Origin of the sequence: Neokomagataea tanensis, assembly GCF_006542335.1 — a bacterium.
Classification (GTDB): Bacteria; Pseudomonadota; Alphaproteobacteria; order Acetobacterales; family Acetobacteraceae; genus Gluconobacter; species Gluconobacter tanensis.
The window spans coordinates 1,638,686-1,657,448 of record NZ_CP032485.1 but is presented as its reverse complement, the minus strand read 5'-3'; the positions used below and the strand labels follow the sequence as shown (position 1 = coordinate 1,657,448).

Annotated in this window: 19 protein-coding genes, 2 tRNA genes and 1 pseudogene; 12 read left to right on the top strand and 10 right to left on the bottom strand. The window is 48.9% G+C overall.

Annotated features, from left to right (window positions below; translation table 11 throughout):
- Window positions 1-198: 198 nt before the first annotated feature.
- Together ccmA and ccmB are read left to right on the top strand one after the other, a co-directional pair.
- Window positions 199-836, top strand: a pseudogene (ccmA, locus tag D5366_RS07600) (heme ABC exporter ATP-binding protein CcmA).
- Entirely contained in the window at window positions 833-1,498 is a 666-nt protein-coding gene (gene ccmB, locus D5366_RS07595; RefSeq protein ID WP_141492962.1) for a heme exporter protein CcmB, read from the top strand. The pseudogene ccmA and the gene ccmB overlap by 4 nt, the downstream one beginning before the upstream one ends.
- A 2-nt stretch (window positions 1,499-1,500) precedes the next feature.
- On the opposite strand, the gene D5366_RS07590 is transcribed toward ccmB, so the two are convergent.
- Window positions 1,501-2,031 (bottom strand): cytochrome b, encoded by a 531-nt coding sequence (locus tag D5366_RS07590; RefSeq protein ID WP_141492961.1) that lies wholly within the window; start codon window positions 2,029-2,031, stop codon window positions 1,501-1,503.
- A 152-nt stretch (window positions 2,032-2,183) separates the two neighbouring features.
- Between D5366_RS07590 and D5366_RS07585 the strand changes: the two genes are divergently transcribed.
- Window positions 2,184-2,762 carry a YqaA family protein gene (locus D5366_RS07585; RefSeq protein ID WP_141492960.1) on the top strand — a complete coding sequence of 193 codons (579 nt, stop codon included), beginning with the start codon at window positions 2,184-2,186 and terminating at the stop codon, window positions 2,760-2,762.
- A gap of 36 nt (window positions 2,763-2,798) precedes the next feature.
- Here D5366_RS07585 and D5366_RS07580 read toward each other — a convergent pair whose 3' ends face one another.
- Both D5366_RS07580 and D5366_RS07575 read right to left on the bottom strand, forming a co-directional pair.
- Window positions 2,799-4,784 (bottom strand): transglycosylase SLT domain-containing protein, encoded by a 1,986-nt coding sequence (locus D5366_RS07580; RefSeq protein ID WP_240775212.1) that lies wholly within the window; start codon window positions 4,782-4,784, stop codon window positions 2,799-2,801.
- Between the two features lie 177 nt (window positions 4,785-4,961).
- Window positions 4,962-5,756 carry a uracil-DNA glycosylase gene (locus D5366_RS07575; RefSeq protein ID WP_141492959.1) on the bottom strand — a complete coding sequence of 265 codons (795 nt, stop codon included), beginning with the start codon at window positions 5,754-5,756 and terminating at the stop codon, window positions 4,962-4,964.
- 67 nt (window positions 5,757-5,823) lie between these two features.
- Between D5366_RS07575 and D5366_RS07570 the strand changes: the two genes are divergently transcribed.
- Genes D5366_RS07570 through D5366_RS07555 form a run of 4 tightly spaced genes read left to right on the top strand, consistent with a single transcriptional unit; the run spans window position 5,824 to window position 11,130 of the window.
- Window positions 5,824-7,629, top strand: coding sequence for a tetratricopeptide repeat protein (locus D5366_RS07570; RefSeq protein ID WP_141492958.1), 1,806 nt, complete (start codon window positions 5,824-5,826; stop codon window positions 7,627-7,629).
- Window positions 7,630-7,643: 14 nt separating this feature from the next.
- Window positions 7,644-8,531, top strand: a complete 888-nt coding sequence (locus tag D5366_RS07565; RefSeq protein WP_141492957.1) for a 4-(cytidine 5'-diphospho)-2-C-methyl-D-erythritol kinase — start codon at window positions 7,644-7,646, stop codon at window positions 8,529-8,531.
- Window positions 8,532-8,571: 40 nt separating this feature from the next.
- On the top strand, window positions 8,572-10,005 hold the full coding sequence (rfaE1, locus tag D5366_RS07560) for a D-glycero-beta-D-manno-heptose-7-phosphate kinase (RefSeq protein WP_141492956.1): 1,434 nt from the start codon (window positions 8,572-8,574) through the stop codon (window positions 10,003-10,005).
- 3 nt (window positions 10,006-10,008) lie between these two features.
- Window positions 10,009-11,130 (top strand): AGE family epimerase/isomerase, encoded by a 1,122-nt coding sequence (locus D5366_RS07555; protein ID WP_141492955.1) that lies wholly within the window; start codon window positions 10,009-10,011, stop codon window positions 11,128-11,130.
- 7 nt (window positions 11,131-11,137) lie between these two features.
- Here the strand turns inward: D5366_RS07555 and D5366_RS07550 are convergent, their stop codons facing one another.
- From D5366_RS07550 to D5366_RS07530, 5 genes are all read right to left on the bottom strand, one after another.
- Window positions 11,138-11,515, bottom strand: coding sequence for a response regulator (locus tag D5366_RS07550; RefSeq protein WP_240775398.1), 378 nt, complete (start codon window positions 11,513-11,515; stop codon window positions 11,138-11,140).
- Between the two features lie 85 nt (window positions 11,516-11,600).
- Complete coding sequence (locus D5366_RS07545; RefSeq protein WP_141492954.1) at window positions 11,601-12,011, bottom strand: chemotaxis protein CheW; 411 nt, start codon at window positions 12,009-12,011, stop codon at window positions 11,601-11,603.
- Complete coding sequence (locus D5366_RS07540) at window positions 12,004-13,974, bottom strand: chemotaxis protein CheA (RefSeq protein ID WP_141492953.1); 1,971 nt, start codon at window positions 13,972-13,974, stop codon at window positions 12,004-12,006. The genes D5366_RS07545 and D5366_RS07540 overlap by 8 nt, the downstream gene beginning before the upstream one ends.
- Window positions 13,971-14,330, bottom strand: a complete 360-nt coding sequence (locus D5366_RS07535; protein WP_141492952.1) for a response regulator — start codon at window positions 14,328-14,330, stop codon at window positions 13,971-13,973. The genes D5366_RS07540 and D5366_RS07535 overlap by 4 nt, the downstream gene beginning before the upstream one ends.
- A complete protein-coding gene (locus D5366_RS07530) occupies window positions 14,327-14,596 on the bottom strand; it encodes an STAS domain-containing protein (protein ID WP_141492951.1) in 270 nt (89 codons plus the stop codon). Before D5366_RS07530 ends, D5366_RS07535 begins: the two co-directional genes overlap by 4 nt.
- Window positions 14,597-14,897: 301 nt before the next feature.
- Between D5366_RS07530 and D5366_RS07525 the strand changes: the two genes are divergently transcribed.
- Together D5366_RS07525 and D5366_RS07520 are read left to right on the top strand one after the other, a co-directional pair.
- Window positions 14,898-14,974, top strand: a tRNA-Asp gene (locus tag D5366_RS07525).
- Between the two features lie 79 nt (window positions 14,975-15,053).
- Window positions 15,054-15,130 (top strand) — tRNA-Asp (locus tag D5366_RS07520).
- 7 nt (window positions 15,131-15,137) lie between these two features.
- On the opposite strand, the gene D5366_RS07515 is transcribed toward D5366_RS07520, so the two are convergent.
- Window positions 15,138-15,902: an ABC transporter ATP-binding protein gene (locus D5366_RS07515; protein ID WP_141492950.1), complete on the bottom strand. Its 765-nt coding sequence runs from the start codon at window positions 15,900-15,902 to the stop codon at window positions 15,138-15,140.
- Window position 15,903: 1 nt separating this feature from the next.
- The gene (locus tag D5366_RS07510; protein WP_141492949.1) at window positions 15,904-16,743 is read right to left on the bottom strand and encodes an ABC transporter permease; all 840 of its coding nucleotides are present in this window, start codon (window positions 16,741-16,743) and stop codon (window positions 15,904-15,906) included.
- A gap of 110 nt (window positions 16,744-16,853) precedes the next feature.
- Between D5366_RS07510 and queE the strand changes: the two genes are divergently transcribed.
- Genes queE through D5366_RS07495 form a run of 3 tightly spaced genes read left to right on the top strand, consistent with a single transcriptional unit; the run spans window position 16,854 to window position 18,756 of the window.
- Complete coding sequence (queE, locus tag D5366_RS07505; protein WP_141492948.1) at window positions 16,854-17,495, top strand: 7-carboxy-7-deazaguanine synthase; 642 nt, start codon at window positions 16,854-16,856, stop codon at window positions 17,493-17,495.
- Complete coding sequence (gene queC / locus D5366_RS07500; protein ID WP_141492947.1) at window positions 17,492-18,205, top strand: 7-cyano-7-deazaguanine synthase QueC; 714 nt, start codon at window positions 17,492-17,494, stop codon at window positions 18,203-18,205. The genes queE and queC overlap by 4 nt, the downstream gene beginning before the upstream one ends.
- On the top strand, window positions 18,202-18,756 hold the full coding sequence (locus D5366_RS07495; RefSeq protein WP_141492946.1) for a 6-carboxytetrahydropterin synthase: 555 nt from the start codon (window positions 18,202-18,204) through the stop codon (window positions 18,754-18,756). The genes queC and D5366_RS07495 overlap by 4 nt, the downstream gene beginning before the upstream one ends.
- The last annotated feature ends 7 nt before the right edge of the window (window positions 18,757-18,763 follow it).

Sequence of the window (18,763 nt, the reverse complement as noted above, 5' to 3'; positions counted from 1 at the left end):
TGGCTTACTCTAACATAAATTATCCAAGCCCCCATAACGAAGGCACCCAAAAGAAGCGAGTTTTTTCCATTTTCACAGAAGTGACTTCATTGCGCACGACACTTTGTCCTAGCTGTGTATAAGTGCCCTACCCCGCCACAGAACATGCTGGTCAAAGGTTTTGAAAAATGATAATGATAATGAGTCTCAATTAAGGGCATGGGTACGCTGAATCTCACCACCCCGCTCCTCACGGTGCAGAACTTATGCGTCTTCCGGGGGATCGCTTGGTATTAGATCAAGTGAACCTGACCCTCCACTCAGGGGAAGCCATGCTCCTAACAGGTCCAAACGGCGCAGGAAAATCAACGCTCCTACGCACGCTCGCTGGCCTGCGCAGCCCAACGCGTGGCCATGTTGAGCGCAATGCTCCCATCGCATGGCTAGGCCACCAAGATGCACTCAAACCTGCATTAAGCTTAAGTCACAACCTCGCTCTTTCAGCACAACTCAGCTCAGTGCCTTTGGCTCGTGTGCTGCAAGCACTAGACCTCGCACATTTAGCTGACGTACCTGCACGCCTTCTATCCTCCGGGCAAAAACGACGTGCAGCCTTTGCCCGCATTATGCTTTCGGACGCAAAAATTTGGCTACTTGATGAGCCGAGCGTGGGACTTGACCAAGCCAGCATCGCTAGGCTCGGGGCAATTATGGCGGAGCACCGCAAGCAGGGCGGCGCACTCGTAGCAACCACCCATGTTCCTCTGCCACTTCCTGAGGCACAAACACACCAACTCCCGGTCATCGCAGAAGATACAACATTGCTCGACGCGTTTGACGAGGACTTTCCAGAATGACAGCTTTTTATGCCCTCATCAGGCGCGACCTTCTTTTGGCCTTCCGCTTTGGTGCAGACACATTAGCTACCCTACTGTTCTTTGTCTTATGCGGCAGCTTGTTCCCCCTAGCCCTTGGGCCATCGCCTGATTTGCTTCGTCATATGGGACCGGGAATTATATGGGTCTGCGCACTTCTCGCTTCCCTTCTGCCACTGGACCGTCTCTTCGGCTCCGAGCTTGATGACGGGTCACTCGATTTTTTAATGCTGACAGGCCTATCCGCGCCATGGGTCGCTTTAGCGAAAATGATTGCTCATTGGCTTACAACCGGGCTTCCACTTATTGTTGCCAGCTTACCGTTAGGGCTAATGCTCGGCGTGACCGAGCAAGAGATGCCTATTTTACTCATCAGCCTAACATTAGGGACACTCTGCCTGTCTCTTGTCGGCGGGATGGCAGCCTGCATTGTGCTGGGAGCTAGACGCGGTGGCGTCTTACTCCCCTTACTCGTTTTACCCTTGGCAACCCCTGTGCTCATTTTTGGTGCGGCAGCCTCATACGCCCCATTATTAGGCACCACGGCAGAAACCGGCCTAGACCTTCTTGGTGCATGCCTTATGGGGGCACTGCCCCTCAGCCCTTTGGCAGCAGGCCAAGGCTTGAAGGCCGCAACGGAGTAATTTTAAAGCATCGTGTCCATAATGCCGTCGCGGCGTGAAAAACGGTGCAACAACGCTGCGGTAATGTGTCCTGCTATGAACACCCCCAAAACCCACGATGAAAGCTGATGAAGCGACGTGAAGAACGGTGCCAAGACAGGACTTTTATGAACCAAAGGCGGAAGGTGGACCAACCACAACATTGGCACCGGGTAGCCGTGGGCAGAAGACATGATCCAGCCGGTTAGTGGTGTCAGAATCATCAGGCCATACAATGCCCAATGCGCGACATGAACAACGAAACGCTGATCCTCCGTTAATGCTCCCTCAACTTCAGGCGGACGGTGTGTCGCCCTCCACGCTAGGCGCAGAACGAAGAGTATAATGATGCAGGTCGCAATTTCTTTGTGGAATGCCAACAAGCCCGCACGGTTATACGAAGGACCAACGGGCAATATACGGTCAGCGTAAAAACCAATTCCCCACGCCGTAATGATAATACCAGCCATAAGCCAATGCAGCAGCCGCGCTGGCCATGTGTAGCGTACCTTCATTGATGATTCTCTTTACTATTCCGCTACGAGCGCGGAGTTTTTATTTTTCGTTTTAATCAAATGCCTACAACCGCGCCCCTGACGCAAACAACTTTTCATTTTGGCAGCACGGGGATAGGACATAGCACTCCCTCCCCGAAGAGAAGTTCTCCGTGCTGACATCACTCTACAACCGCCTCATGCTACTTGCAGCATCCCCACGCGCTCCTCTCTGGCTTATCGTCATTGCAGCCGCAGAGGCCTTTATCTTTCCCATCCCAGTCGATGTCATGCTCATCCCCATGCTGCTTGCAAACAGGGAGCGTGCATTGCAACTGGCTGGCTTATGCACACTTGCAAGCGTCGCGGGTGGTGTACTCGGGTGGGTCCTTGGCGCATTTCTCATGCAGCACATTGGTGAACCCATCGCCCATTTTTACCATGCAGAGCAAAAGGTTTCAGCGCTGGAAGCCTTGTTCAGGCAATACGGCATATGGATCATACTGGCTAAAGGCCTAACACCTCTGCCGTACAAATTCGTAACCATAGCCGCAGGCGCCGCTCATTACTCACTGCTGCCGTTTATAGCGGCCAGCATTGTAACACGAGGCGCACGTTTTTACCTTGAGGCGATTCTGCTTAAAATTTACGGCGAACCCATTCGCCATTTTATAGAAAAGCGCCTTACCGTTATTTTGCTGGCAGCCTTGTGTCTTATCCTTGCAGGCGTAGCCCTCATCGCGCTCTTATGAGCGCGCATCAGGCCTGCACATACCTTTTTAGGTCAGTTAATTAACCGCATGTTTGCGCGCGAGAGCTTCTTCCGCCGAGAATGACGGCCATTCAGAAGCACTTAAAGACGCCAGCGACGGTGCGCCTACGTGCAGACGGCGAGCATATAACCAAGTGAACGTCAAAGCGCGGTGCACGTAGTCCCGCGTTTCTGTATTTGGCAAAGTTTCCATAAAATAGAGCGGGTCGTGGACATCTGCTTGCTGTGCAGCTTCCCAACGTGCAATCGCACCCGGCCCTGCATTGTAAGATGCCAGTACTCGCACCAAGTCACCCCCGGACGGATGCGTCGCATCATTCACGTGGCTAGACTGGTTTGCGAGGTACACGACGTACATCTGCCCGATATCCAAATTAGAGGCAGGGTCGCGCAACCGTTCGGTTATCCCCGGAGCCACCGACAGCACGGCAACACCTTTTGAATCATAAACCTGATGAGGATGCATCACGAAGCTGGCCGTCAGAGGGCGTATCTGCATCAAGCCTTCAGCCCCCATTCCGGAAACTGCTGCTGGGTCAAAATTCGATTCAACCCGTGTCAGGGCGTATACCAAAGCCGGATCAACGCGGAAGCCATGAGCGGGGCGTAAATTTGGCATCGGTAGAGGCGTAGGCGCCCCTACGCTAGACTGATGCTCACCATTCACGATCAAGGACGCCAACTGTTCTGACAAATCCTGAAAGCCTGCTGCCTGCGCAACCAGCTGTACGGAACGTGCACGTGCAGGGTCACCAACAACATCAAACCATAATTGACGCATAACCGCTTCTGCACGGCCTCTTTCACCGATCTGGAGAAGAGCGAACAAGCGCTGCCCATCCGGCAAAGCGCCTACCGCTTCCACATCAATTTCACTTAGAACCGGGATAGGGTCATGGAGCGTTAGCTCTTTTGCAATCCCTGGGACGCGCGCATGGCCTTTGCGCCCCTGCTCCAAACTTTGCATAGCCAACAAACCATAGAATGTCTCTTTATGGTTTGCCGCACGGTGCAGCCAGCTTGCATAACGCGCCATCCCATGCACTGGAACGGATGCACGCCCTGCCCAGTACGCTGCTGATGCCTGCGCCTCAGGCGTAGTCAGTGGCGCATTCGCTGCATTTTCGAAAAGCGTATAAGCGGCCTCATATTGCCCCAGCCGCCATGCTGCCAGTCCTGCAACGTATGCTGGCAACGCAACATTATGCTGCCCCCGGTTATACCCGGCACTACCCGTTCTCAAAGCCGCTGACGTTATACCTTGAGAGAGGAGACCCAGAGCAATCTCACCGTAAAGCTGCCCAGCGTAAGCGGCAGTCATACCCGGGGTCGCGTCAACCAGCTTACGAGCACTCTCCGCACCGCGCTCGCCGCGTGATACGCGCTCTTGCACAGTACGGTCCAATAATGGGTTCCGCGTAAAAGCATGAGCGAGAGGATCGGGAGCCGCCGCGACGTTAACATGGTGCGTATCGTCCATCGCTGCATCAGCAGCGAGAGAACGCCGGAATGTCTGAACTGAGACAGCTCCCTGCGGAACCATCTTAAGCAAAGCACCCTGAATGCTACCCGCATCGGGTAAGGACGCGTAATGCTTCAGCCAATCCTTTAAATCTTCCGCTGAGGGCTTCGCTTCTGGTGCAAGGTAACGATCTGCCAGCACGTCTCCCAGGAGCGTACTGTCGAGCAGACGCTTCTGGCTGATCTGTGCAAGCTTAAGATCGCCACGTCTTTGTGCTTGAAAAATCTGCCTGTACTGCGCTGCCTCACCCGCAGAAAGCGGATGCGGCAAAGACACTACAGTGTCGTCCGTGGATCTACCTCGGGCAAATGCCGTTTCGTCATCATGCGCATCTTCAGTCTGCACAGTCCCTGACGGGTCCGACTGCAAACGCGCCGTCTGCCCTCGCACAACCGAGAAAGAACCGCCGGCGACAAGAAGCGCGCTAACGACCACAGCACGTGCTGCATTGTTACAATTTAAAGGAATAATCCATCGCATAGCGGCGAGTGGCTACACGTTTTCGCGGCCCAAATCAAGTTTTGAGGAAAGTCTACAGCCCGCGACTGTTCGATCATATCGAAGACTAACGATTCGTTCCAGTGGTCAACCACCTAAATTCAGTGGTTTTTTTCTCTTTTGTGCATTTTTTTTGCCACACCTCAAAATGACCAATTTCTACTGCTCACTTTGGAGGCTCTGACGCAAAGAAAGAAGGTCTTCCCACAACTTTCTCCGAATGAGGGGACCCACTTTTAACTGCGCCGGGTGGTACATAGGCAAAAGAGGCACGCCCCCCTCTATTCCCGGCACAGTAATGTCAACCCACCGCCCGCGCGCGCGCCCTAGCATGAGCTTTTCACCACACAACATCCTGAGGGGCGTTACACCCAAAGTAACGATTCGCTTTGGCCGTCCTTGCCGCAAAGCTTCTTGCAGCAATGGTCTACAAGCCTGCATTTCAGATGCGCTTAACGGACGCCCCCCCGGCGGACGCCACGGCACCGCTGGCACGAAAGACAAGTCGGCACGCGCCACTCCGATCGATGCCAGCATTCGCTCTAGCAAAGCACCGCTCTCGCCCGAAAAAAGCTGGCCAGTGCGGTCTTCTTCCGCGTCTGGAACTTCTCCCACAATTAAAATCGGTGCTCCTTCGACGTAATGCGCCTTGAGTTGGTGCATTGCTGTGCGCGCCAGAAGTCCCGTCTCCGACAAATCCGCTGCACCACCAACAGGCGCACCAGCAGGGACACCGCCATTGGCAGGCAGAATATGCTCCTCAGCGCGCCCCTCAGGAGAACGAGTACGCATTTTCCGCGGGAGTTCACTCGGCACTGCGGCTTTGATTTCCGCTTCGACTTCCGCAAACCGATCTTGCGGCGAATCAAGCATGACCTCGTCGACACCCCATTCATACAGGAGTGTCAGCGCTGAAATCATTTCCATACGCTGCAAAGTTACTTCAGGCGTCATGCGCTTTTACGCTTCCTGTCTTCTTTCATTTGGCGATAAACCCCAGCCGGTCTAGAAGACTAATATTATGCAGATCAACAGTTTCTGGCACAGGCCAATCCAGCGCCTCATTTCCTACTGTTCGGCACACCAACGTAAGGCAACCCGCCTCGCGACGATACTGCTTATGCTGAGCCCGGCATGCTCTTATGCACAAAGCGTCTCTCCCTTACAAAAAGCGGCGTCTCCCACCTCCCCTGACTCGTCTTTGACTGGATGGCGCCTTGCCGCCGACACAATGATGCAACGCGGGGATATCCCCCAAGCATCAGAAGCGCTGCTGCACCTCTCACATTTATCACCAACCGATCTGCTTATCCGCAAACAAGCTCTTAGCTATGCGGCAATGAATGGCAAAATAGATGACGCTGCAGCGCTTGCGCGCCTCATGCCTGACGACGACATCGCATCATTCCTCCTTGCCGAGGAAGCTTTAGCGGCACACCAAACCTCTGACGTTCGTCGAATATTAAGCCACAGCAGCCACCCGGGGCCACTCATAGCCCTTGCATCCCCCGTACTGACGGCTTGGAGCTTGGTAGACGAAAACCAGAACGCACACTCCCCAAACACTTCGCAATTACGCCAAGCCGTTTCCCTTCTGAACGATGCTGCTTCCTTTGGCCCGACAAGAAGTTTACTGGTTCTCCACGCAGCGTTGATAGCAGAACGAATTGCTGCGGCGGACACCATCCGAACACTCTATAACCGAGTAGCGCAAACCACTCCGCCCACACCCGCTTTGCAAATCCTCTCAGCAGACCTTGAGAGCGCGTGGCTTGCATCAACCAATCACAAGCAAGAAGCATTAAAACGCTTGGCCGATTTGGGAACTCAGTCATCACTCACTGCACTTACCGTGGATCGCCTGCAAGAACACCTCAAACCACGAGGGCCAGTGACCCCGCGCCAAGCTGCCGCTATCCTAAATCTGCAAATCGCAGCGATGATTACCGCGAGTGCCCATAACGACAACTCAAATGCCGTTGCTGTTATCGCCCTGCAAGAGGCGCTTAGACTTGATCCTGCCCTTACAGTGGCCCGTATATTTTTAGCGGACCTTTTCAATAATGATCACCAGGCAAGCCAAGGCCTCGAACTTCTAAACTCAGTGGCAGATTCAGACCCACTCGCTGTTCTCGCAGCACAAGAACGCATCAATCTTGCCACCCGTATCAACAATTCGGCCGAAACCCGCCGCACCCTTATTCACGCCTTGAGCCTCAAGCCAAACGATCCTTTTTTCCTGACACAACTCGCAGACACCGAGAATGTATCGGGCCTCTACAAAGACGCTATCAACCATTATTCACAAGCACTGCACGCCTCATCTCCCCGCAAGAATGATGTCTGGCCCCTCTTGCTGGCGCGCGCAATGGCCTATGAGAGTGCAGACGACTGGCCGCACGCCCGCGAAGATATGATGCATGCCCTAGAACTTGCTCCTCAGGATGCTGATGTCCTCAACTTTGTGGGCTATGCTTCTGTAGAGCATAACGAAAACGCCACACTTGCCATGTCATCTCTTGAAAAAGCTGTGCACCTCCAACCGGATAACACCGCAATACAAGACAGCTACGCTTGGGGGCTTTTAAAAATTAAAGGCGACCTGAAGAAAGCGACCGATATTTTACACCAGGCCGCAGAGCACGCACCAAACGATCCCGAAATTGCCTATCATCTGGGTGTTGCCTACTGGTACCAAGGACGCCATACAGAGGCGCAAGATCAATGGAACCAAGCTTTGGACGATACACCTTCGTCTCATGATCAAGTTCTGATTGAGAATGCTCTAAATCATGGCGGGCCGCACCTCGCCATTTTTGAACACTAACCTGAGCGGAATGCATGACCTCCCCCCTGACTTTGCATGACACTGCCCACGCCAAGATCAATCTTTTCTTGCATGTCACAGGTCGTCGCCCCGACGGTTACCATTTGTTAGACAGCCTTGCCGTCTTCACCGAAGTAGGAGACCGGCTTACCGCAGAGCTTCGGACAGACGGCAACTGCACATTGTCAATTCACGGTCCATTCGGAACCGGCCTTAGCTCAACCGATGACAACTTAATTCTAAAAGCCGCCCAGCTGCTAAAAATACACGCCAAAAGCAGCTTTGGAGCACACATAACACTCGAAAAAAACCTTCCCGTTGCCTCTGGCATCGGTGGTGGGTCTGCAGATGCCGCTGCTACACTTCGGCTACTCTCCACACTGTGGAACATTCCAAAAGACTTACTGAAAGACATTGCCCCTAAATTGGGCGCGGACGTCCCTGTATGTCTCGCCCAACGCGCGACACGCATGCAAGGCATTGGCGAAGTACTGAAGGCTGTGCCCGCTATGCCTGCTGGCGGGATAATGCTGGTAAACCCCGGAGTTGCGGTTTCTACCCCCGACATCTTCCGTCGCTTTTCGGCTAACGGAGGACCAAAGAGCCGCACAGAACCAAACTTACCCTGCCACTGGGACGGAATGGAGCATTTGGTTTCTGTATTGGACAAGACTACCAACGATCTCCAGCCGCCAGCTACGGGCCTTGCCCCCATCATCAATGACACATTGCAGGCGATTAGTTTTTCTACGGACTGCTTACTCTCCCGCATGAGCGGCTCCGGCGCCACCTGCTTTGGTCTCTTTCCTACTGCACGTTCCGCCCAACTGGCTGCCCAGGAATTGCAAAAGCAATATAACTGGTGGGTTTGGGGTGGTGCCTTTGCCTCCGCTGAGAAATAATACCCACCGACGCGATGAGTACCCGAGGATAACCGTTTATATGATCGACAATTTCGATTTTGGCCGGATCGCCATTATTGGTGACCTGATCCTCGACTGCTATATTAATGGCTCAGTAGAAAGAATTTCTCCTGAAGCGCCTGTACCTGTCCTCGTACGCGCGAACCACACCACTGTGCCCGGTGGAGCAGCCAACGTAGCCATGAACGCGGCAACATTAGGCTGCCAAGTTAGCCTCGTCGGTTTAGTGGGAGATGACGATTCTGCGACGGCGCTATGCAACGCCCTTAAAGCACTGCCCAACATTAATACTGACGGTATTATTACAGATCCAACACGCCCAACCATTACAAAAACACGCGTTCTGAGCGGCCGCCAGCAACTGGTCCGCATTGATGATGAAAAGACCAGCCAAGTCGCTGAAAGCGCACAAAACGCGCTCATAGTTTCTGCGCGAAAAGCCATTCAAAATGCGGATGTAGTAGTCTGTTCAGATTATGCAAAAGGCGTATTAAGCCCTCCAGTGCTACAAGCTATCTTCGCTGAGGCACAATCTAGAGCAATCCCCGTTATCGTTGACCCAAAACAACTAGATTTCCGGGCTTATCGTGGCGCAACACTCCTAACGCCGAACAGAGGCGAACTTAAAGCCTCGACCAATTTGCCCGTCAAAACCGATGCAGAGATCGAGTACGCAGCCCGCAATGCCATTGAGCAATTTGGCGGCGACGTACTCGTTACGCGCTCAGAAGACGGTATGACACTCTGCAGTAAAGACGGCCGCACAACTCACGCGCGCACCCACAAATCTGAAGTTTATGACGTGTCCGGAGCTGGCGATACAGTCGTTGCCACCGTCGCCAGTGTGCTCTCAGCAAACCAAGACCTTGAAACAGCAATTATTATCGCAACGAATGCTGCCTCTATTGCGGTAGGCAAATTAGGCACGGCGACTGTGTCCCGCGCCGAACTGAGCCAAAGCCTGTTGGCCGACATGCAAGAGAGCGGCGCCACCTTATCCCTAGATAGGGCACAGCATGTGGTTGAAAACTGGCGCCATCACGGGGCCCGCATCGTTTTTACGAATGGCTGCTTCGATCTCCTACACCCGGGGCATGTTGCCTTACTCAAAGACGCTGCCCAGCAAGGGGATAAATTGGTGGTTGCTCTAAACAGCGATGCCTCTGTGATGCGCCTGAAAGGCCCTACACGGCCACTGCAAGACCAAGCAGCACGAGCAACCGTCATGGGCGCATTACGCTACGTTGACCTTGTCGTAATCTTTGACGAGGATACCCCCCTTCAAACTATCAAGGCTTTGCGGCCAGATATCATAGTAAAAGGCTCCGATTACACAGAAGACAGTGTGGTTGGGGGTGACTTTGTGAAATCCTACGGCGGAAGTGTATATCTTTCTGAGTTGATTTCAGGCCGTTCCACCACATCTATCGTCCATAAGATGGCCAAGAAATAGTTGATGCCTGCTTCCAAAAAATATCCAGATATGTGGCGCAATTGGCTTACCCAAAAAGCTCTCCCGTTATGGAGCCGCGAAGGCTTTAATGCTGGACGTTCTCTTTTTCACGAACGTCTATCATGGGAGGCCGCGCCGATTGAGTTGCCCAATCTGCGCCTAATGGTGCAAGCACGGCAAATCGCAACATATTGCCGTGCGGAAGTAGACGGCCTCTTTAATGCCGGCGACAAAGCGCTGAAGTGCCTACACACCATCGAGCAGCTTTATTGGAAACGAGATCACAAGCCTGGGTGGATTTTTTCAATCGACCAGAACAATCAACCTGCTGATACAACTCGAGATTTATACGCGCATGCCTTTATTTTATATGCTTATGCGTGGGCATATAAGCTAACGCAAGATCCGAAATATAAAAACAATGCCAAAGAAATATTCCTGGAAACGATTTCTTTATTCTCATCAAATAATGGCGGATTTGTTGACACAATTCCCGAAATAAATGAAGTCCGCAGTCAAAATCCTCACATGCATCTGCTGGAGGCATTTTTAGCTCTTTATGAAACGACTCAAGAACAAGAATATTTACTCCATGCATCGGGTTTAATTAAATTGGCTCAAAACTATTTCATTCAAAATGATACATATTTTTTGCTCGAATTTTTTAAAAAAGACCTTACGCCGCAAAAGAACAAAGGGGAAAATCGCGTTGAGCCTGGCCATATGTTCGAATGGTCCTGGCTTTTTAAAGAGTATCTCCGCCTTTCTCCTGAGCCCACCAACCACGACATCACAGAGTATTTGGCAAACGCTCTACAAGAAAAAGCTATTGTTCATGGCGTTGAATCTGGGAACGTCTTGGACGCCATCAATGATAGTGGCCAAGTAATAGAAAAATCCGTTCGCGTCTGGCCTCAAACTGAATATTTGAGATTAATTAATCTTACAAATAGTCACAAACTCATTGAAGAAAGTGATCAAGTTCTTTTGAAAAAGTTTTTGCAACCCAACCTTAATGGTGGCTGGATTGACCGCATCAGGACTGACGGCACAGCGATTTCAGACCATATGCCAGCAAGCTCTTTGTACCACATCTACAGCGCAGCACGAGAAAGGATACTTTAACATCCTCTCAACCGCCACAGATTGGCCCAAAAACTGCTTCAATACGTGACTTCAGGGTACTTATCGTAAACGGTTTGGCTAGGAAATTGTTTACGCCTTCGGAGATAGCCTTCTGTACTAGGTTTTTATTCGCGTGCCCCGTTAGCATGATAAAACCGACCTTCTGAGTACTAGGCGAAGAGCGAATAGCACGGAGCAAAGCCAAACCGTCCATATCCGGCATATTAAAATCCGAGATTATCAAATGAACTGTATTATTCCTCACATGCTCAAGAGCTTCGAGGCCGTTTTTCACACCTGATACATTCACGAACCCTAGTTGTATAAGGCTATTCCTCAGCAAAGACCTAATAGATGTTTGGTCATCTACCAAGACTATCGACATAGATGCTGCAGTAATCACCATTCCCCCATAAAAAATAACTAAATATCATAATAGGCCTAATAATTAGTTAATTTTTCATTCCAATTTAATTTATAACGTATTTTAAGATATTGTTTTCATTTAACGAGAAAATTGTTCTTTTTCCGATAGATATAATACCTTTAATAAAATCATTCCCACCAAAGCAGTTTTTTGGCGCTTCTTTTAGAAGATCATACTCAATAATATCGCTAACACCGGATACAGAAAAAGCGATATTTTTACCCATACATTCAATAACAATTATGGCTTTATTCTCTGCTACTTTTTGTCCGCCAATTAGATTTAAAAGGCTAATTAGAGGGATAACAGTGCCTCTTATATTGATAATACCTTCTATGTTTTGGTTTTCAACTGGCAATGGTGTTGAAGGTATCCAACTCTTGATTTCTTTGATGCATTCGATATCAAACGCAAACTCGTATTTATCACAAGCAAAAACCAAAGCTTTATCCATTGATATTCTCCTCTTTTTTGAGAGGATAACTCAATGATCGTGCATAAAAGTTAACATCTAAAATAAGTGACACGCTTCCATCTCCTAAAATTGTTGAAGACGAAAATCCTTCTATAGTTTTGTAGTTCTCTTCTATTGATTTTATCAAAAATCGACTATTATCAATAATTTCTTCAAATGCAACAATAAAACCTGGCCTAAATCCGCTATTTACACAGACACCAACCTTATCTTTATAAATAAAATTGCCATTATCATTCATAATTGATATTATTGGAATGTAATAATCTCTATATTTATAAATATACTGACCTTCTCCTACAGTATGGATTCTATTTTTTTCTATCTTAAACGTGTCTACCACGTCAGCAATCGGCACAATGAATTTTTGCTTCTTTGAAGAGACCAATAGTCCCTCAACCACTGAAAGCGTCAGCGGCAAACATATCTTAAAGTTTGTCCCTAACCCTTCGGTTGAAGAGATAGATATTTTTCCTCCATTTTTTTCGACCTCACTACGTACAACGTCCATTCCTACCCCACGGCCTGACAAGCTTGAGACTTGATCCGCCGTGGAAAATCCAGGAGAGAAAATAAACTGATAAATTTCACCTTCATCGATTTCATTATTACTATATCGATCTATATTTTTAATTTTCTTTAGAATTTTTTCTTTAGATATACCACATCCATTATCCTCTACTTCAATAATTATTCTACCTGAATGATGATATGCTCTAAGTACTATTTCACCATTACGTAGTTTCCCCGCCTTCTCTCTCACTTCAGGCAATTCAATTCCATGATCAACTGCGTTACGGATCATGTGCGTCAAAGGGTCTATCAAGCTTTCAATAACGGAACGATCTATTTCCGTTTCTTCACCCTCAAAACGCAAATCGACCTCCTTACCAGAGAGACGCGCAGCTTCGCGAACCACTTTATTCATTCTTTGGAAAGCGATGCGTATAGGATGCGAGCGCATTCCCATAATATTCTCTTGAAGTTCTTGGGTCAGGCTTTCAAATTTTGAGAAGAAATTTATACCATCGCTATTTAATAGTAAATTTTTCATTTCTCCTTGAGAAACTATTATTTCACCCATTAAATCTATAAGCTTATCAATCCTTGATGTATCTACACGAATACTATTGTGATTTTTAGTAGGTGTAGGTGTAGGTGTAGGTGTAGGTGTAGGTGTAGGTGTAGGTGTAGGTGTAGGTGTAGGTGTAGGTGTAGGTACCTTACCTTGGTATTCTTCTAAATCAAAATGCACCCCGTCTCCATACCAATCAATAATAGATTTTATATCTTTTATTTTTGACTTATCTATATTGCTTTTATAGTAAAGTTGAAAATTATCATAATTATTATCAAAGTAATATTTAACTTCTAAATTTCCCAAGCTTATTTTTTTTGATATGTACTTTAAAAAAGATATTGGATCATGACCATTATTAAAAAATATATTTTCAAAAATTAAATATATTTCTACTTTCTCTACCTCAGGTTGAATTTTCACTGGTTCAAAGTCCAGAAAAAAATCATCCACCTCCCCATGCTTCTGTTTCAGCAAGTCATTAAGTGATTGTTTTTTAATTTTGAGATCTTCTTCAATTGGCAAAATACTCTTTTGATTAATCGCACACTCAACGAGATCTCCCAGAAGGTCTGTGCACCCCAAAAAAAGAGACACTTCCGCCTCATTTAAATCTCTGGATCCCTCCCTAATATTGTCCAGAACAGCCTCAAAAAGGTGCGTAAATTCTACGATACCGTCGAAAGAAAATGCCGCAGCGCCCCCTTTGATAGAATGAACTGCTCTAAATATATTATCTATTCTATCCTTTGTTTTGGAGCCATTTTTGATGCTGCCCAAATCATTCTCGAGCAATAAAATCTGCTCGTTGCATTCATCAAAAAAGATTCCTTTAATTTCTTCTAGTTCTTGAATCTCGCTCATAACGAAACACGCTCAATAGCATCCAAAAGGGATTTGGCTTCAAACGGCTTCACCAACCAACCACTTACTCCCGCTTTTTTACCCATATCTTTTTTTTCAACACTACTTTCCGTAGTGAACATTATAATAGGAGTATATTTTGTATTTTCCAGACTGCGCAGGTTTTTAGATAACTCAATGCCGTTCATATTTGGCATATTAAAGTCCGTTATTACTACCTCTGGCTGAAAAAATTTTACTTTTTCAAGGGCATCGCATCCGTCGCATGCTTGGACCACCTCATGCCCCTCTTTTTCCAGTGCAAGTCTGATCATATCTCGAATTGTCCGAGTATCATCTACTGTTAGAATTTTCATATTGAAGGGACCTCAAACATATATTTTGTAATATTCAAAAAGTTAAAATCCTCCACCATCTGTGCGGAGGGTTTATTTATAGAAAAAGATTTACCTCTCTTAGTGGATAATTCTTTAAAAAAAATCAGTATAGTTAAGCATTTAGCGCCAACAAACTTCACGTTTGAGGCATCCATTGAAACATCTCCAAAATTACTTTCTAAGCACTTCAGTAAATTGGCGGATGCTGCCGTATCCAACCGTGCCGGCAGGATTATTTCTGACATTTTTTCTTCCCCCTCATTTTTTAGGCCGTCTCATTGTTATGGAACGCGCAAAGCACACCCCGTAAAAGTGCCCTCATTCGTACAGACAATCTCTTGCTCCGAGGTTAACGCCCACGTCATGCAGGACCTCGGAGCGAAATTTTCTGAAAACAGTGCCTTGGCCTCTTTCTCAAAAACGTAATAATTTTCAAAAAATACAAATTACCCTATTGCCATCATATCACCCCCCCGATATAAGACCGCTCAACAACGCCATGACGTTCCTGATTGGTTCGGCAAGGTGGTGTGGATCTTAAAAGTTGCGGGTGTAGCTCAGTTGGTTAGAGCGCCGGCCTGTCACGCCGGAGGTCGCGGGTTCGAGCCCCGTCACTCGCGCCACTTTTATTTTCACATCGACTTTAAGCGTTCTTGATAAAGCCTAAGGGTTTTAGACTATTCAGTTTTCTGAATAGACATTGCGGGTGTAGCTCAGTTGGTTAGAGCGCCGGCCTGTCACGCCGGAGGTCGCGGGTTCGAGCCCCGTCACTCGCGCCACTTCTTCCTAAAAATTTTTGTACTGCTGCAAAGTATCTTCGCAAGGTCCATCCGCACGGATTTGACCCTGCTCCATCCATATGACCCTGTTGCACCAGCGTGCCAATATTTCTGGCTGGTGGCTGGAGACAACAAGAATTTCGACCTTATCGATAAGACGCTTAAGCCGCGTTTCCGCTTTTTTTAAGAAAACTCCGTCCCCGGCCAAAAACCATTCATCCATTAATAAAATTTGTGGTGCGGACGTTGTTGCCATTGCGAAAGCCAGCCGGATCGCCATACCTGAGCTATAGGTTTTAATGGGCAAATCGAAGTAATGCCCTAATTCAGCAAAATCTTGCACGTCGTCATAAGCAGCATCTAAAGCCGACAAATCACCTTCGCCCTGCTGAACAAACAAACGCACATTTTCTCGCCCGGTTAGTTCAGGATTCATCCCCAAAGAGGCATCTAACAACGCCCCCATGGTCCCCCGCACTACAATCTCACCACGCACAGGCTCGTAAATACCAGCCAAAGCTCGTAGCAGGGTTGTCTTACCCGCACCGTTGCGACCGATGAGACCAATACGATCCCCAGCTTTTGCTGTAAAATCTATCCCCCGGAGCACATCAACAACAGTGCGCGAGCGAGCGTCCTGCGCGAAACGCGTTCCTACGCTTCCCCCCGTTTTACCCTGCAAAGCAGACGCTAAACGCTTTTTCAGCAGCCGACTCTCTGCATGATATAAAGGGAACTCAAGATATACATCTGTGGCTTCAATCTGCGGCATATCAAACCCAATACGCTATGCGCGCCCGCATGCGGCTAAACAGCACACAAGTGACACCACTCAACACAATAGCCTGAAGGAAAGCCACGCCAATAAAAGAATAGCGTACCCCCTCCCCCAACAAAGGCCCGCGCAAAAGCTCTAACGGAGCATAGAACGGGTCCAGCAGAAGGTACTGCCTTCCAGAGTAAATTAAGCTAGGCTTCCATATAATCGGCGTAACAAAAAACAGCACCTGCATTAAGGCTGAGGAAACAGGAGAAATATCTTTAAACCTTGCCCCTAAAATCCCTATCAGCAAGCTGACAAAAAAACTGTCAAAAATAATTATAAATATCCCTAGAACAGCTATCCATAAGTTATGCGGTATTATCCTAAATAATCCGAATACTGCTACAACCACGACCACATTATGCAATGCTATCAATGACTGCCTTATAACGAATCTTAGGGCTATCAGCGTAATAGGTGTACGTCTCGCATGCATCAATGCAGAATTTTGAACAAATATGCTCGATGCTTCGTTAATAATACTTGAAAAATACCCCCAAACCACAAGCGAAAGGGATAAAAAAGGTAAATACTCACGCAACGGCGCGTGCAATAGGTAACCGTACAATATCCCCATAGCAACAATCATGACTACAGTAGATAATGTTAGCCAAAATGGCCCCAAAACTGACCCGCGATACCGCAGCTTAATATCCATCCAGCCTAGCGTTAAAGCTAATGGAAAAAGGCGAAATCCTTCTCGGACATCCTCGATTGCAGCACGGAGGTAACCAAACCCCTGATGTGGAGCAAAGATTTGAACCGGCTCATGAGATGAGTGTTTTGTCATGCGTAGTCCCTAGCACGATACATCTTCTGGTATACCCCCGGATCAGCCAACTTCACATTTCGTGATCTTTTTTCTTGCATCCTGCGCCGAGCTCGTTGACACCCATTTCCATGGCTTACACCGTAAAAGAAATGTTTCTCACCCTTCAAGGCGAAGGCGCTCAAACCGGGCGCGCTGCTGTCTTCTGCCGCTTTGCTGGCTGCAACTTATGGTCAGGACGCGAAGTTGATCGTGCAACGGCAACATGCCGTTTTTGCGACACTGACTTTATTGGCACGAATGGTGACGGTGGCGGAAAATTCCCGACAGCCCAAGCCTTGGCTGAAACCATTACTCATTGCTGGTCTGCCGAGGCTGACACCAGTGGGCAACGCTACGTTGTTTTTACGGGGGGAGAACCGCTGCTCCAGCTTGATAACAGTTTGATCGATGCCATGCATCGCGCTGGGTTCGAAATCGCCGTTGAAACAAACGGCACGCTACCTGCCCCGCCCGGCGTCGATTGGATATGCGTAAGCCCGAAGGCAGACGCCCCTGTCGTCCAACAATCCGGCGCAGAACTGAAATTGGTGTTTCCGCAAACTGAGCTCACACCTCAACAGTTCGAATCGTTCGACTTTAAGCATTTCTGGCTTCAGCCAATGGACGGGCCAGACCGCATAGCCAACACACAGGCTGCCGTTGCCTATTGCCGTGCTCACCCAAAGTGGCGCCTCTCCCTTCAAACCCATAAAATGATCGACATCCCATGACGGTACATGCCAACGAAAGCGCGCTCGTCCTTTTCTCAGGCGGCCAAGATTCAGCCACTTGCCTCGCTTGGGCACTTACGCATTACAAACGTGTCGAGACGATGGGATTTGACTACGGCCAACGCCACTCCGTTGAGCTGAGCTGCCGTGAGACGCTGCGCGAGCAGATGGCGTCTTTGAAGCCCGAGTGGAAAGACCGGCTTGGCGCAGACCATATGTTGGACCTGCGGTCATTGGGAACGCTCTCCGACACAGCCCTCACCCGGGAAGCGGAAATCTCCATGACGGAAAGCGGGCTACCCAATACTTTCGTACCAGGGCGTAATCTGCTGTTTCTTACTTACGCAGCTGCTTTAGCTTATCGGCGCAGTATAAAGCATATTGTCACTGGCGTCTGCGAGACAGACTATTCCGGCTATCCGGACTGCAGGGATGACACCATCAAGGCGCTACAAGTCGCACTTAACCTCGGAATGGAGCAGCGCTTCGTCCTGCATACTCCGCTGATGTGGATTAACAAAGCGCAAACGTGGTCACTTACGGAAACGCTCGGCGGTAATGCGCTCGTAGAACTCATTAATACGGAAAGTCATTCGTGTTATAAGGGCGACCGTGACCATCACCACGCTTGGGGTTTTGGCTGCGGTGAGTGCCCTGCCTGCGACCTACGCGCAGAAGGGTGGCAGCAATATCGGGAGACGACTGTATGACATCAAATCCCAACCTCCCCGAAACGGAACTCGTCTTTACCCGGCGTTTTAGTATGGGCCACCGTCTCATCTCAGGTAGCAGTGAGCGCTGCGCGATGGTTCATGGCCATAATGAGTACGTGACCATCCGCTTAAAAGCGATGCAGCCAGCACGACTGGACGGCCAGCAAAACGTCATCGTACCCTTTGCCGAGGCCAAAACACGTTGGCACAACTTTATCGACAATATTGTCGATCATGCCTTACAACTCTCAGAGCAAGATCCACTCTTGAACTGGTTTCAGACGAATGAACCCGAAAGAGCGAAGCGTATTATCGTCACGCCGGGGGATCCAACCACTGAACTCATGGCCGCACTCCTGCTCGCCAAATTAAACGCTTTCTTGGCGGCTGATGGCGGAAAACTATGCGCTCTAGGAATAGAATTGCAGGAAACGCCAACCAATACAGTGCGGCTTGATGGCTCCCCCGATGCTTTTTTACCAACATCTGGTCGGCCGGCTGCGCAATGCTGGTGGCACCGCGCAGACCTTACAATCTCCGATCTGTGAAAAGGCT